The organism is Klebsiella sp. ME-303, assembly GCF_007910085.1.
In the GTDB taxonomy this organism is placed as follows: Bacteria; Pseudomonadota; Gammaproteobacteria; order Enterobacterales; family Enterobacteriaceae; genus Klebsiella; species Klebsiella michiganensis.
The window spans coordinates 72,921-86,906 of record NZ_VOJB01000069.1 but is presented as its reverse complement, the minus strand read 5'-3'; the positions used below and the strand labels follow the sequence as shown (position 1 = coordinate 86,906).

The following is a 13,986-nucleotide window of genomic DNA, read 5'->3' as shown; positions in this document are numbered from 1 at the left end:
GCAACATAATCTGCCAGCAACTAAGACCCGTTGCGACGCGTACACGTTGTTGCCACTTCATGGCTTCTCTCCTGAAGGATTTTTCTCTGCTACTCAGAGTACCGCACTTTACGGAAAATTCCGTATCACCGCATCTTTTTGTGACCTCTACTACACTATTTCCTACAGGAAAGTGACATTGCCCAGAGAAATAAGGACAAACAAATGCCGCGATTTTCGTTAAACGTGCTGACAATTAACACCCATAAAGGGTTTACTGCGTTCAATCGCCGCTTTATTTTGCCCGAATTACGCGAAGCGGTGCGCAGCGTCAGCGCCGACATTGTTTGCCTGCAGGAGGTGATGGGGGCGCACGAAATTCATCCGCTGCATATCGAAAACTGGCCGGATACCACCCACTATGAGTTTCTGGCCGATACCATGTGGAGCGATTACGCCTACGGCCGCAACGCCGTTTACCCGGAAGGGCATCACGGTAACGCGGTCCTCTCCCGCTTTCCCATTGAACATTATCAAAATCTCGATGTTTCGGTCGGCAACAGCGAAAAGCGCGGCCTGCTCTACTGCCGCATCGTCCCGCCGGAAAGCGGCATCGCTATCCATTTATTCTGCGTACACCTGGGACTGCGCGCTCATCAACGCCAGGCCCAGCTGACGATGCTGGCGGACTGGGTGAACGGTTTACCCGCGGGCGAACCGGTGGTGGTAGCCGGTGATTTTAACGACTGGCGGCAGCAGGCGAACCGCCAGCTTAAAGCCCAGGCCGGGCTGGAGGAGATTTTTACCCGCGCCAGAGGGCGCCCGGCGCGCACTTTCCCGGTCAGCTTTCCGCTGCTGCGACTTGACCGCATCTACGTAAAAAACGCCCACGCCAGCCAGCCCAGAGCGCTGGCGTTAAAACAGTGGCGTCATCTGTCCGATCATGCACCGCTTAGCGTGGAGATACATCTGTGAAATGCAGCTGGCAGGAAGGAAACCGCATTCGGCTATTAGAAAATGGCGATAACTATTATCCGGCGCTGTTTGCCGCCATCGGCCGAGCGCAGCAGCGGGTGATCCTTGAGTCTTTTATCTGGTTTGAAGATGACGTCGGCAAACAGCTCCATGCCGTTCTGTTAAAAGCGGCCCAGCGCGGCGTGCGCGTCGAGGTCTTACTGGACGGCTACGGCTCGCCGGATTTAAGCGAAAGCTTTGTGGGCGAGCTGACGTCGGCTGGCGTGATTTTTCGCTATTACGATCCGCGCCCGCGCCTGCTCGGCATGCGCACTAATTTATTTCGCCGTATGCATCGCAAAATCGTGGTGATCGACGACGTTACCGCCTTTGTCGGCGGCATTAACTACTCCGCCGAGCACATGACCGATTACGGTCCGGAGGCCAAACAGGATTACGCCGTACAGGTCGAAGGGCCGGTGGTGATCGATATTCTGCAATTTGAACTCGAAAACCTCCCCACCAGCGAAGCGACCCGACGCTGGTGGCAGCGGCGTCGGCATAAGCCTGAAATCAACCGCAACCCCGGCGAGGCGCAGGCGCTGTTTATCTGGCGGGATAATCAGGATCATCGCGATGATATTGAGCGTCACTATCTGAAGATGCTGACCAGCGCCCGCCGGGAAGTGATTATCGCTAACGCCTACTTTTTCCCAGGCTATCGGCTGCTGCACGCTATGCGCAACGCTGCCCGCCGCGGCGTGCGCGTTAAGCTCATCGTTCAGGGTGAGCCGGATATTCCGATTGTCAAATTCGGCGCGCGCCTGCTCTACCACTATCTGGTAAAAGGCGGCGTGCAGATTTTCGAATATCGCCGCCGTCCGCTGCACGGCAAAGTGGCGCTGGCGGACGATCACTGGGCCACGGTGGGCTCCAGCAACCTCGACCCCCTGAGCCTGTCGCTGAATCTGGAAGCCAACCTGGTGATTCACGACCGCGAGTTTAACCAGACGCTGCGCGATAATCTCAATGGCTTAATCCTTAACGACTGCCGCGAGGTCGATAAGCGCATTTTGTCGAAACGAACATGGTGGCGGCTCGGCATTAGCGTGCTGGCGTTCCACTTCCTGCGCCACTTCCCTGCCTGGGTCGGATGGCTACCGGCCCATACGCCGCTGCTGTCGCGGGTTCAGCCCCCGGTACAGCCAGAAATAGAAACCCAGGACCGCGTGGACCCGGAAAACCAGGAGGTGAAATCCTGATGGCGAAATCTCACCCTCGCTGGCAGATGGCGAAAAAAATCCTGACGGTGCTCTTTTTTATCGCCGTCGTCGTTCTGCTGGTGGTCTACGCGCAAAAAATCGACTGGCAGGACGTGTGGAAGGTCATTCGCGATTACAACCGTACGGCGCTGCTCAGCGCCATCGGGTTGGTTATCGCCAGCTACCTGATCTATGGCTGCTACGACCTGCTGGGGCGCGCTTACTGCGGCCACAAGCTGGCGAAACGCCAGGTGATGCTGGTGTCGTTTATCTGCTACGCCTTTAACCTGACGCTCAGCACCTGGGTGGGTGGGATTGGTATGCGCTATCGGCTCTACTCGCGCCTCGGCCTGAGCGGCGCAACCATTACCCGTATCTTCTCCCTGAGCATTACCACCAACTGGCTGGGCTATATTCTGCTCGGCGGCATTATTTTTAGCTCCGGCATGGTGAAGGTGCCCGAGCGCTGGTATATCAGCCAGTCGTCGCTGCAAATTCTGGGCGTCGTTTTACTGCTGATTTCCGCGTTTTACCTGTGGGCCTGTGCCTTTGCTAAAAAGCGCCATCTGACGATAAAAGGCCAGCGGCTGGTGCTGCCGTCCTGGCGCTTCGCGATATTGCAGATGGCGGTTTCCAGCCTGAACTGGATGGCGATGGGGGCGATTATCTGGCTGCTGCTGGGCCCGCAGGTGGACTATTTTCTCGTGCTCGGCGTGCTGCTGGTCAGCAGCATTGCGGGGGTTATCGTGCATATTCCGGCAGGCATTGGCGTGCTTGAGGCGGTATTTATCGCCATGCTTTCCGGGGAAGAGATTTCGCGCGGCGCGATTATTGCCGCCCTGCTTGCCTATCGCGCCCTGTACTACTTCCTGCCGCTGCTGCTGGCGACCATCGGCTACCTGATTCTGGAGAGCCGGGCGAAGCATCTGCGGGAGAAAAACCAGCGCAAGCTGGCGGGCGAGTAGTCAAAAAAGCCCCGGTCGCTGATGCTGACCGGGGCTACAGGTTTACCACCGCCTGAGATCCGGGAACGAGTTAACGACGGTTGCCGAAAATGCGCAGCAGCATCAGGAACAGGTTGATAAAGTCCAGATACAGCGTCAGCGCCCCAAGAATCGAGTATTTGCGCAGCGTTGACGCATCGCGAACGTCAATCTGCTCGCCGATGTTTTTCAGCTTCTGGGTGTCATAGGCGGTCAGGCCGACGAAGACGATCACCCCGATGTAGGTCACCGCCCACATCAGCGCTTCGCTCTTCAGCCAGAAGTTAACCAGCGACGCCAGCAGGATACCGATAAGCGCCATAAACAGCATATTGCCGAAGCCGCTCAGGTCGCGTTTAGTGGTATAGCCGTAAAGGCTCATCACGCCAAACATCCCGCCTGCCACCACGAAGGTACTGGCGATCGATGAGTAGGTATAGACGAGGAATATACTGGATAAGGTGAGCCCGGTTAGCGCCGAATAGAGCATAAACAGGGTGGTCGCCATTCCCGCGCTCAGCCGCTGCACCATGCCGGAGAGCACGAATACCAGCCCCAGCTGGGCGATGATCAGGCCGAAAAAGGTTATTTTGCTGGAAAAGACAAACATCATCACCGCAGGGGTGTTGGCCGCAAACCACGCGATAAACGCCGTGAGCAGCAGCCCGACCGTCATCCAGCCGTACACCTGCGCCATATAAGTTTGAAGTCCGCTGCGACCCTGTACGATCGCCCCGGAACGAGGATATCTATCCATGACTGTCTCCTGATTAACGAAATTTATCTTCTAAGCGTACCACACTACCAGCGTTCTGCCGCTTCACGGTCGCTATCTCGCGCATCGACCCAGCGCTCGCCTTCCGGCGTCGCCTCCCGCTTCCAGAACGGCGCGCGGGTCTTCAGGTAATCCATAATAAACTCCCCCGCCGCAAACGCGCTACCGCGGTGGGCGCTGGTGACGCCGACAAAGACAATCTCCTCCCCGGGCCACATCTCGCCGATACGGTGAATCACCGTCACCCGGCCCAGCGGCCAGCGCTCGCGCGCCTGTTCCACAATCTCCGCCAGCGACTTTTCCGTCATCCCCGGATAATGTTCGAGGGTCAGCGCTTTGACGCTGTCGCCAAGGTTGTGGTTGCGGACCTTGCCGGTAAACGTCACTACCGCGCCGTCTTCATCGCGCTCGGCCAGCCAGGGGTATTCGTCGCCGACCTTAAAGCGGTCATGGCTGACTATAATACGCGTCTGCGTCATGTTATCCCCCGGTAACCGGCGGGAAAAACGCCACTTCATCACCGGCCGCCAGCGGGTGATCAAACGTCGTCAGCGTCTGGTTTACCGCCGCCAGCAGCTTGCCCTCCTCCAGCGCCAGCGCCCAGCGGTCGCCGCGGGCGATCAGCTGCTGGCGAACGGCTTCAACCGTGGTCAGGCCTTGCGGATTGAGCTTCAGGGAGTCGGTGCCGAGCAGTTCGCGCACCTGGGCAAAAAAAAGAACCTTAATCATGGCTATCTTCCACTCTGAAATCGCCGGACTTGCCGCCGCTTTTCGCCAGCAGGCGCACCGGACCTATCACCATATCTTTCTGCACCGCTTTGCACATATCGTAAATCGTCAGCGCGGCGACGGAAGCGGCGGTCAGGGCTTCCATCTCAACGCCGGTTTTCCCGGTCAGACGGCACAGGGATTCGATACGCACCCGGTTATGCTCGGGCTGCGCCTGCAGATTGACTTCGACTTTGCTCAGCATCAGCGGATGGCAAAGCGGAATCAGCTCCCAGGTGCGTTTTGCCGCCTGGATCCCGGCAATGCGCGCGGTGGCAAAGACATCGCCTTTGTGATGGCTACCGTCGATAATCATCGCCAGCGTCGTGGCCTGCATTTCAACATAGGCCTCGGCGCGCGCTTCGCGAACCGTCTCCGCTTTCCCTGAGACATCGACCATGTGCGCTTCGCCGGCGGCGTTAATATGGGTCAACTGCGTCATAAATTACTTCTTAAGATGAGAGATAAAGTTGCACGGGCGCGTGCGCGCATCGAGCTGCGGCGCAATAATATTGTCCCATGCGGTACGACAGGCTTTGGTTGAGCCGGGCATCGCAAAAATCAGCGTGCGGTTCGCCACCCCGGCAACGGCGCGGGACTGCAGGGTCGAGGTACCGATCTCTTCGAAGGAGAGCATGCGGAACACCTCGCCGAAACCTTCCACTTCGCGGTCAAACAGCGGCAGCAGCGCTTCCGGCGCCTGGTCGCCGTCGGTAAAACCGGTGCCGCCGGTAATCAGCACCACCTGCACCTCATCGCCGGCAATCCACGCCGACACCTGGGCGCGAATGGCGTAGCGGTTCTCTTTCACAATCGCCTTATCGACGATGACGTGCCCCGCCTCCTCAGCCGCGTCGCGCAGCCAGTGTCCGGAGGTGTCGTCTTCTTCGCCACGTCGGCTGGAGACGGTGAGAATAGCAATACGGGTCGGGATAAACTCAGCGCTTGCCTGGCTCATCTGATCGCTCCTTAAAATGAATTATCCGCCAATATAGGACAGGTTCTGGGTAATACCGGTGTTGCCCTGATGCAGGAAATGGGTCTGTTTTTTATGCGTTAACGCCTCGGATATGCGCGCCTCCAGCGCCGGCTGCTGCCGCTCATCGGCGAGCAGATCGCGCAGATCGACGCCGCCTTCGCCAAACAGGCACAGGTGCAATTTACCCACGGAAGAGACGCGCAGACGGTTACAGGTGGCGCAGAAGTCTTTTTCATAGGGCATAATCAGACCGATTTCCCCGGCATAATCCGGATGGCAAAACACCTGCGCCGGGCCGTCGCTACGCTGGCGGATCTGATGGATCCAGCCGCGACGCAGCAGCTCATCGCGCAGCACCATGCCCGAGATATGATGGCGGCGGAACAGATCGCTGCCTTCGCCGGTTTCCATCAATTCAATAAAACGCAGCTGAATGCGGCGCGGCTGGATCCACGCCAGAAAAGTGTCGAGCTGGTGATGGTTAACGTCGCGCATCAGCACGGTATTGACCTTCACTTTTTCGAAGCCAGCGGCAAATGCGGCATCGATGCCGTCCATCACCTGATGAAACTTGTCCTGGCCGGTGATGGCGTGAAACTGACGCGCATCGAGGCTGTCCACGCTGACGTTAATCGCCGTCAGCCCGGCATCGCGCCAGCTTTCAACGTCGCGCGCCAGCCGGTAGCCGTTGGTGGTGACCGCAATCTGGCGAATAGAAGGGTTTTCCCGCACCGCGGCGATGATGTCGGTAAAATCGCGACGCAGCGAGGGTTCGCCGCCGGTCAGGCGCACCTTTTCCGTCCCCAGGGCGGAGAACGCGCGCGTCACGCGGCGAACTTCATCAACGCTGAGAAAGCCTTTATTGGTGACGGCGCCGGGCTTATAGCCATCGGGGAGACAGTAGGTGCAACGAAAGTTGCATACGTCGGTAATTGATAAACGCAGATAGTAAAACTTCCGCGCAAATGCATCGGTAAGCTGTGAAGCCATAGACACCTTTCCAAATACGGGAGACGCGGTCATTTCTTTTCGCGCCCTGGTGGCAACCGAAGTTGTCACGGCCAAAGCACCATATCTTTCGACACAGGCACAGAGGCTAGAGTGTTAGTGGGTTACGCCGAATAGTAGCGCTTTAATAACGGTTATGCCATTTCCAGTTTCGTTATATAATCATGTATATATCGATACGATCGCGTATTTTCGCTACAGAATAGCTAAAAACCACGCTTTTGCATTGATGTCGGTCAGTTTGTCAGATTCAGCCCATCGTCTTTTAGGGGTAGATCGGTTACTGTGAGCCCGATAAATGGTTATAAGGGATTTTTATGCGCAATCGCACTTTCGCCGATCTGGATCGCGTGGTGGCACTCGGCGGCGGGCACGGGCTGGGCCGGGTAATGTCATCCCTCTCTTCGCTCGGTTCACGCCTCACCGGCATCGTCACCACGACCGATAACGGCGGCTCTACGGGGCGCATTCGTCGCGCGGAAGGCGGCATCGCCTGGGGCGATATGCGCAACTGTATTAATCAGCTCATCGCCGAACCCAGCGTGGCCTCGGCGATGTTTGAGTACCGTTTTAGCGGCAACGGCGAGCTTTCCGGGCATAACCTCGGCAATTTGATGCTTAAGGCGCTGGATCACCTGAGCGTGCGCCCGCTTGAAGCGATCAATTTGATCAGGAATCTTCTTAAGGTCGACGCGTTTCTGATCCCGATGTCGGAACAACCGGTCGATCTTATGGCCATCGACCATGAAGGGCACGAAGTTTACGGTGAAGTGAATATCGATCAGCTTGCCAGCGTGCCGCGCGAGCTTATGCTCTCCCCGCCGGTGCCCACCACTCGTGAAGCGATAGAAGCCATCGCCGAAGCCGATTTAATCCTGATTGGCCCCGGCAGCTTCTATACCAGCCTGATGCCGATTCTGCTGCTTGATGAGATGGCGAAGGCGCTGCGCCGCACGCCCGCGCCAATGGTGTTTATCGATAACCTCGGCAAAGAGCATAGCCCGGCAGCCAGCCTGACGCTGGCGGACAGGGTCGCCATTATGGAGCAGCAGATTGGTAAACGGGTGATTGACGCGCTGGTTGTCGGCCCGAAAGCCGATATCGCAGGGGTTAAGGATCGGGTCGTCATTCAGACGCCTCTGGACGCCAGCGATGTGCCCTATCGTCACGATCGCCAGCTGTTGCGCCGCGCGCTGGATAAAGCGATTCAGGCCTTAGGCTAATCCTCAACGCGGCCTTATCCTCGCGACAAAAACAGGCAGGCTTAAAATCTTAAGGTTGTCTTAAAAAAAAACGGGCAGCATAGCGAACATCTCTTTATGTGGACTTCGCTATGTCGTTATTTTCTTTACGTCGGCCAATGCTTAACCGTACGGTCTATTTGATTCTGTTCGCCTGCTATATTGGCCTGGCGCTGAACATTGCTTTCTATCGCCAGGCGTTTACCCTGCTGCCGGTCAACGGCCTGCATAACTGGCTGGTGTTCCTCAGTATGCCGATAGTGGCTATCAGCGTGATGAATATCATCACCACGCTAGCGTCATTTCTTAAGCTTGACCGCCTCGTTATCAGCCTGTTTATTCTGCTTAGCGCCTCGGCCCAGTATTTTATCTGGACCTTTGGCGTGATTATCGATCGGGCGATGATCACCAATATTCTCGATACCACTCCCGCCGAAAGCTTTGCGCTACTCTCCGGAAAAATGGTCCTGATCCTGGGACTCTCCGGCATCCTGGCGGTGGTCGTGGCCTGGTGGGTTAAAATCCGCAAACCGGCAACCCTGTGGCGCAGCGTGGCGGTAAGGCTGTTGAGCATCGTGGTTTCAGCGCTGCTGATTATTCTGGTCGCGGCATTTTTCTATAAAGATTACGCCTCGCTGTTTCGCAATAACAAAGAGCTGGTTAAGTCCCTGAGCCCGTCAAACAGCATTGTGGCCGTGAACTCCTGGTATGCGCATAACAGGATGGATAATCTTCCGCTGGTCAAAATTGGCGAAGACGCGGTTCAGAAGCCGGAGATGCGCAGCGGACCGCGGAAAAACCTGACTATCGTGGTGTTAGGCGAAACCTCAAGGGCGGCAAACTTTTCCCTGAACGGCTACGCCCGCGAGACCAACCCGCGCCTGAAACAGGATAATGTCATCTATTTCCCCGACACCACGTCCTGCGGCACCGCGACCGCGGTTTCTGTACCGTGCATGTTCTCTAATATGCCGCGGGCCCACTATGATGAAGAGCTGGCGCACCATCAGGAAGGCGTGCTGGATATCCTGCAGCGCGCGGGAATTCAGGTTCAGTGGAATGATAACGACGGCGGCTGTAAAGGAGCCTGCGACCGGGTACCGCACCAGAACGTCACCGATCTCAAGCTTAGCGGCCAGTGCATCGACGGAGAATGCTACGATGAGGTGCTGTTCCATAACCTGGAGAACTATATCGATAATCTGCAGCAGGACGGGATTATCGTGCTGCACACTATCGGCAGCCACGGCCCAACCTACTACAATCGTTATCCGGCGCAGTTTAAACAGTTTACGCCCACCTGCGACACCAACGAGATTCAGAGCTGCACCCAGCAGCAGCTCACCAATACCTACGATAATACGATTTTGTATGTCGATTATGTGGTCGACAAAGCGATAAAATTACTGCAGTCAAAGCAGGATAAATTTACCACCAGCCTGGTGTATCTCTCGGATCACGGCGAGTCGCTTGGCGAGGATGGGGTGTATTTACACGGGCTACCGTGGTCCATCGCCCCGGAGACGCAAAAACACGTCCCGATGCTGCTGTGGCTGTCAGCGGATTATCAACAGCGCTATGGCGTGTCCAGCCAGTGTTTGCAGCAAAAAGCGAAAACGCAAGCGTATTCGCAGGATAATCTTTTCTCCACCCTGCTCGGTCTGCTCGGGGTCAGCACCCGCGAGTACCAGGCAACAGACGATATTTTAACGCCATGTAGAGAGGCAGGCCGATGAAAATTTTAGTCATTGAAGACGATGCGCTCCTGTTACAAGGGTTAATTCTGGCGATGCAAAGCGAAGGCTACGTTTGCGACGGCGTATCAACCGCCCACGAAGCCGCCCTCTCTCTGGCCAGCAACCACTACAGCCTGGTGGTTCTCGACCTCGGCCTGCCGGATGAAGACGGTCTGCACTTCCTGGCGCGCATGCGACGGGAGAAGTTCAGCCAGCCGGTGCTGATCCTCACCGCCCGCGATACCGTTGATGACCGCATCAGCGGCCTGGATACCGGCGCGGATGACTACCTGGTTAAGCCGTTTGCGCTGGAAGAGCTGAACGCGCGCATTCGCGCCCTGCTGCGTCGTCACAATAATCAGGGCGATAACGAACTGTCCGTCGGCAATCTGCGCCTGAACGTCACCCGGCGGCTGGTCTGGCTCGGCGAGCAGTCCCTGGATTTAACGCCCAAAGAGTACGCTCTGCTTTCACGCCTGATGATGAAAGCGGGCAGCCCGGTGCATCGCGAAATTCTCTACAACGACATTTACAGCTGGGACAACGAACCGGCCACCAATACGCTGGAGGTGCATATCCATAATCTGCGCGATAAAGTCGGCAAATCACGCATCCGCACCGTCCGGGGCTTTGGCTATATGCTGGTTGATAACGCGGAGACCGAATAACGCTATGGCTTTTTTTGTCAGTGAAAACTGGACTATGCGTCATCGGCTGCTGCTGACAATTGGCGCTATTCTGGCCGTTTGTCAGCTCATCAGCGTGTTCTGGCTGTGGCATGAAAGTCAGGAGCAGATTCAGCTGCTGGTCGCCAGCGCCATTGAAGGGCATAACAATCAGAAGCATATAGAGCATGAGGTTCGCGAAGCGGTAGCCAGCCTGCTGATCCCAAGCCTGCTGATTATCGGCCTGGCGCTGTATATCTCCCTGCTGGCGGTGAAAAAAATCACAAAGCCGCTTTCCAGACTGCAGCTCGAGCTGGAAAGTCGCACCCCGGACAACCTGCAGCCTATCACGCTGAAGGAATCGGTTCCTGAAGTCACCGCGGTGACCACCGCGATTAATCAGCTGGTGTCCCGCCTGAATTTAACCCTCGATCGCGAGCGTCTGTTTACCGCCGATGTCGCCCATGAGCTGCGCACGCCGCTGGCCGGACTGCGTCTGCACCTGGAGCTTCTGGCGAAAGTGCATGGCGTTAGCGTGGACCCGCTAATTCAGCGTCTCGATCAAATGACCAATAGCATTACCCAGCTGCTTCAGCTGGCGCGCGTTGGCCAGTCATTCTCCGCCGGAAGCTATCAGCAGGTTGCGCTGAAAGAGGATGTAATCGAACCGCTGCAGAGCGAGCTTGAGACAATGCTGCAGCAGCGCCAGCAGACGCTGGCGATCAACGTTAAGGATGGAGAGGCAATCGTGTCGGGCGACGCTACGCTGGTGCAGGTTATTTTACGTAACCTGGTCGAAAACGCGCATCGTTATAGCCCGACGGGGTCGACGATTAAAGTGTCGATAGCGCCTGGCCCAACGCCCATTCTGGCCGTTGAGGATGAAGGACCGGGAATTGATGAGGCTAAAAGCGGTGAGTTAAGCAAAGCGTTCGTCCGCATGGACAGCCGCTATGGCGGTATTGGTCTCGGGTTAAGCATCGTCACCCGCATCGCTCAGCTGCACGACGCGCAGTTCTTTTTACATAACCGACAGCCCGGGCCCGGCGTTCGCGCCTGGGTACTCTTCCCTAAAGCTTCGCGTCAGAACGTCAGCACCCACTGATGGAAAAAGGCAACGACGATAACAAACGCGCAGGTGACTGCCAGGTATTCGCGGAAGGTTAATTTTTGCATGGCGCTATCCTCAGTAAAGTGAGGATAGTTTCGCCAAACAAGATTAAGCCAACATTAAGCATCACGGAAAATCGCGACAGAGGGGCAACAAATAACCAAAGCGTTCTGGCCACCTCGTTTTGGCTCATGTGCCCGCTTTTCTGTCGGGTGGCGGCTGGCGTCTTACCCGGCCTACGAAAAACACATTCCGTCCATCGCCCGAAGACCCGGTAAGGCCCGGGCGATATTTAGCTGGCAACGCCGCTACGAAGCGGCGATAAACAGCTCGCGCAGCTGGTGAAGCTGGTCGCGAATTTGCGCCGCCTCTTCGAACTCCAGGTTCTGCGCGTGCTGCATCATCTGCCCTTCCAGCTCGTGAATCTTCTGCTGGAGCGCCTTCGGCGTTAGCGCGACGACATCCGCCTCAACCGGTGAGCGAGACTTGCCGCGCCCCTTGGTTTTGGTTTTCGCGATATTCTGACCGAGGGCCAGAATATCGACCACTTTCTTATTCAGACCCTGCGGAACGATACCGTGCTCTTCGTTGTACGCCTGCTGCTTCTCGCGGCGGCGCTCGGTTTCCCCGATCGCTTTCGCCATCGACGGGGTAATTTTATCGCCGTAGAGAATCGCTTTGCCGTTGATATTTCGCGCCGCGCGGCCAATGGTCTGAATCAGCGAGCGTTCAGAGCGCAGGAAGCCTTCTTTATCGGCATCCAGGATCGCCACCAGCGAAACTTCCGGCATATCCAAACCTTCACGCAGCAGGTTGATCCCCACCAGCACGTCAAACTCGCCGAGGCGCAGGTCGCGGATAATCTCCATGCGCTCCACGGTGTCGATGTCCGAGTGTAGGTAGCGCACCCGCTCGCCGTGCTCTTCCAGATATTCGGTTAAATCTTCCGCCATGCGTTTGGTCAGCGTCGTGACCAGCACGCGCTCGTTGATCGCGGTGCGGATGCGAATTTCCGAGAGCAGATCGTCGACCTGGGTGCCTACCGGACGCACTTCGATGACCGGATCCAGCAGCCCCGTAGGACGGACGACCTGGTCCACCACCTCGTCGCCGGATTTATCCAGCTCATAGGCTCCCGGCGTCGCCGAAACATAGATGGTTTGCGGCGCCAGGGCCTCAAACTCTTCAAACTTGAGCGGACGGTTATCGAGCGCCGACGGCAGGCGGAAACCGTACTCCACCAGCGTCTCTTTGCGCGCCCGGTCCCCGCGGTACATACCGCCGATCTGCGGGATCGTGACGTGGGACTCATCGATGACCAGCAGACCATCGGCCGGCAGGTAGTCAAACAGCGTCGGCGGCGGTTCGCCCGGCCCGCGGCCCGACAGATAGCGCGAGTAGTTTTCAATCCCCGAGCAGTAGCCCAGCTCGTTCATCATTTCGAGGTCGAACTGCGTACGCTGGCTCAGACGCTGCTCTTCCAGCAGCTTGTTGTTCTCCAGCAATCGCTTACGCCGCTCCGACAGTTCAACTTTAATCTCTTCCATCGCCTGGACGATACGCTCGCGCGGGGTGACGTAGTGGGTTTTGGGATAAACGGTGAAGCGCGGGATCGTCGACTCAATATGACCGGTCAGCGGATCGAACAGCGACAGGCGCTCAACTTCCTCATCGAACAGCTCAACGCGCAGCGCGATATCGTCAGACTCCGCCGGGAAGATATCAATCACCTCGCCGCGCACGCGGAAGGTACCGCGCTGGAAGGCCTGATCGTTGCGGGTATACTGCAGCTCGGCCAGGCGGCGCAAAATAGCGCGCTGGTCGATAATCATGCCGACCGTCAGATGCAGCATCATTTTCAGATACAGATCCGGATCGCCCAGACCGTAGATAGCGGAGACCGAGGCCACCACCACCACGTCGCGACGCTCCAGCAGCGCTTTGGTCGCCGACAGACGCATCTGTTCAATATGTTCGTTCACCGACGCATCTTTCTCGATGAAGGTGTCCGAGCTTGGCACGTAGGCTTCCGGCTGGTAGTAGTCGTAGTACGAGACGAAATACTCCACCGCGTTCTCCGGGAAGAACTCTTTCATTTCGCCGTATAGCTGCGCCGCCAGGGTTTTGTTTGGCGCCAGCACCATCGTCGGACGCTGCAGGTCAGCAATGACGTTGGCGATGGTAAACGTTTTACCTGAGCCGGTGACCCCGAGCAGGGTTTGATGCGCCAGGCCATCTTCCAGCCCCTCTTCCAGGCGACGAATGGCTTCCGGCTGATCGCCGGAGGGACGGAAAGCAGAATGCAGCTTGAACGGTTTACTCATCAATCAGAACCTGAAGAAGGGTTGAACGGCAGGTGTTTAATTCTACTCGCCGGCTCAGCTTTTGCCAATAAAAAATACTGGATATAAAAACAGTGCCGTATTATCGTAGTCGGACTAAATAGCGCTTTTTACCGCCAACATGGACGAATAAAAACCGCTTTACGGGATAATCGACCACGCTTCAGGGTTATCCCCAAAAAG

15 protein-coding genes and 1 riboswitch are annotated in these 13,986 nt (G+C 56.9%); of the genes, 7 read left to right on the top strand and 8 right to left on the bottom strand.

Annotation, left to right across the window (positions count from 1 at the left end; translation table 11 throughout):
- A partial coding sequence (locus FQK12_RS27620) for a YbhQ family protein (protein WP_409996463.1) occupies window positions 1-61 on the bottom strand: 61 nt, incomplete at its 3' end.
- A gap of 143 nt (window positions 62-204) precedes the next feature.
- Here FQK12_RS27620 and FQK12_RS10185 point away from each other — a divergent pair.
- From FQK12_RS10185 to FQK12_RS10175, 3 genes are read left to right on the top strand one after another with little or no spacing between them, the layout of a single operon-like run.
- Complete coding sequence (locus tag FQK12_RS10185; RefSeq protein WP_014228498.1) at window positions 205-954, top strand: endonuclease/exonuclease/phosphatase family protein; 750 nt, start codon at window positions 205-207, stop codon at window positions 952-954.
- Window positions 951-2,195, top strand: coding sequence for a cardiolipin synthase ClsB (gene clsB, locus FQK12_RS10180; protein WP_014228497.1), 1,245 nt, complete (start codon window positions 951-953; stop codon window positions 2,193-2,195). The genes FQK12_RS10185 and clsB overlap by 4 nt, the downstream gene beginning before the upstream one ends.
- The gene (locus FQK12_RS10175; RefSeq protein WP_014228496.1) at window positions 2,195-3,160 is read left to right on the top strand and encodes a YbhN family protein; all 966 of its coding nucleotides are present in this window, start codon (window positions 2,195-2,197) and stop codon (window positions 3,158-3,160) included. The genes clsB and FQK12_RS10175 overlap by 1 nt, the downstream gene beginning before the upstream one ends.
- Before the next feature lie 70 nt (window positions 3,161-3,230).
- On the opposite strand, the gene FQK12_RS10170 is transcribed toward FQK12_RS10175, so the two are convergent.
- The 6 genes from FQK12_RS10170 to moaA all read right to left on the bottom strand — a co-directional run bounded on the left by FQK12_RS10170 (window position 3,231) and on the right by moaA (window position 6,690).
- The gene (locus FQK12_RS10170; protein WP_004849060.1) at window positions 3,231-3,935 is read right to left on the bottom strand and encodes a Bax inhibitor-1 family protein; all 705 of its coding nucleotides are present in this window, start codon (window positions 3,933-3,935) and stop codon (window positions 3,231-3,233) included.
- A gap of 44 nt (window positions 3,936-3,979) precedes the next feature.
- On the bottom strand, window positions 3,980-4,432 hold the full coding sequence (gene moaE, locus FQK12_RS10165) for a molybdopterin synthase catalytic subunit MoaE (protein ID WP_004849058.1): 453 nt from the start codon (window positions 4,430-4,432) through the stop codon (window positions 3,980-3,982).
- Window position 4,433: 1 nt separating this feature from the next.
- Complete coding sequence (moaD, locus tag FQK12_RS10160) at window positions 4,434-4,682, bottom strand: molybdopterin synthase sulfur carrier subunit (protein WP_146295709.1); 249 nt, start codon at window positions 4,680-4,682, stop codon at window positions 4,434-4,436.
- Entirely contained in the window at window positions 4,675-5,163 is a 489-nt protein-coding gene (gene moaC, locus FQK12_RS10155) for a cyclic pyranopterin monophosphate synthase MoaC (RefSeq protein ID WP_014228494.1), read from the bottom strand. The genes moaD and moaC overlap by 8 nt, the downstream gene beginning before the upstream one ends.
- A 3-nt stretch (window positions 5,164-5,166) precedes the next feature.
- Window positions 5,167-5,679 carry a molybdenum cofactor biosynthesis protein B gene (gene moaB / locus FQK12_RS10150; RefSeq protein ID WP_009653795.1) on the bottom strand — a complete coding sequence of 171 codons (513 nt, stop codon included), beginning with the start codon at window positions 5,677-5,679 and terminating at the stop codon, window positions 5,167-5,169.
- A 21-nt stretch (window positions 5,680-5,700) separates the two neighbouring features.
- Complete coding sequence (gene moaA / locus FQK12_RS10145) at window positions 5,701-6,690, bottom strand: GTP 3',8-cyclase MoaA (protein ID WP_014228493.1); 990 nt, start codon at window positions 6,688-6,690, stop codon at window positions 5,701-5,703.
- A riboswitch (molybdenum cofactor riboswitch) is annotated at window positions 6,678-6,816 on the bottom strand. Its footprint overlaps the gene before it by 13 nt.
- Window positions 6,817-7,025: 209 nt before the next feature.
- On the opposite strand from moaA, the gene yvcK reads away from it, so the two are divergent.
- The 4 genes from yvcK (at window position 7,026) to pmrB (ending at window position 11,455) form a co-directional block, all read left to right on the top strand.
- Window positions 7,026-7,931: a uridine diphosphate-N-acetylglucosamine-binding protein YvcK gene (gene yvcK, locus FQK12_RS10140; protein ID WP_014228492.1), complete on the top strand. Its 906-nt coding sequence runs from the start codon at window positions 7,026-7,028 to the stop codon at window positions 7,929-7,931.
- A 110-nt stretch (window positions 7,932-8,041) separates the two neighbouring features.
- On the top strand, window positions 8,042-9,685 hold the full coding sequence (gene eptA, locus FQK12_RS10135) for a phosphoethanolamine transferase EptA (RefSeq protein WP_014228491.1): 1,644 nt from the start codon (window positions 8,042-8,044) through the stop codon (window positions 9,683-9,685).
- Window positions 9,682-10,353, top strand: coding sequence for a two-component system response regulator PmrA (pmrA, locus tag FQK12_RS10130; RefSeq protein WP_004849045.1), 672 nt, complete (start codon window positions 9,682-9,684; stop codon window positions 10,351-10,353). Before eptA ends, pmrA begins: the two co-directional genes overlap by 4 nt.
- 4 nt (window positions 10,354-10,357) lie before the next feature.
- Window positions 10,358-11,455 carry a two-component system sensor histidine kinase PmrB gene (pmrB, locus tag FQK12_RS10125; protein ID WP_014228490.1) on the top strand — a complete coding sequence of 366 codons (1,098 nt, stop codon included), beginning with the start codon at window positions 10,358-10,360 and terminating at the stop codon, window positions 11,453-11,455.
- A gap of 314 nt (window positions 11,456-11,769) precedes the next feature.
- Here pmrB and uvrB read toward each other — a convergent pair whose 3' ends face one another.
- Window positions 11,770-13,785, bottom strand: coding sequence for an excinuclease ABC subunit UvrB (uvrB, locus tag FQK12_RS10115; protein ID WP_014228489.1), 2,016 nt, complete (start codon window positions 13,783-13,785; stop codon window positions 11,770-11,772).
- Window positions 13,786-13,986: the final 201 nt, after the last annotated feature.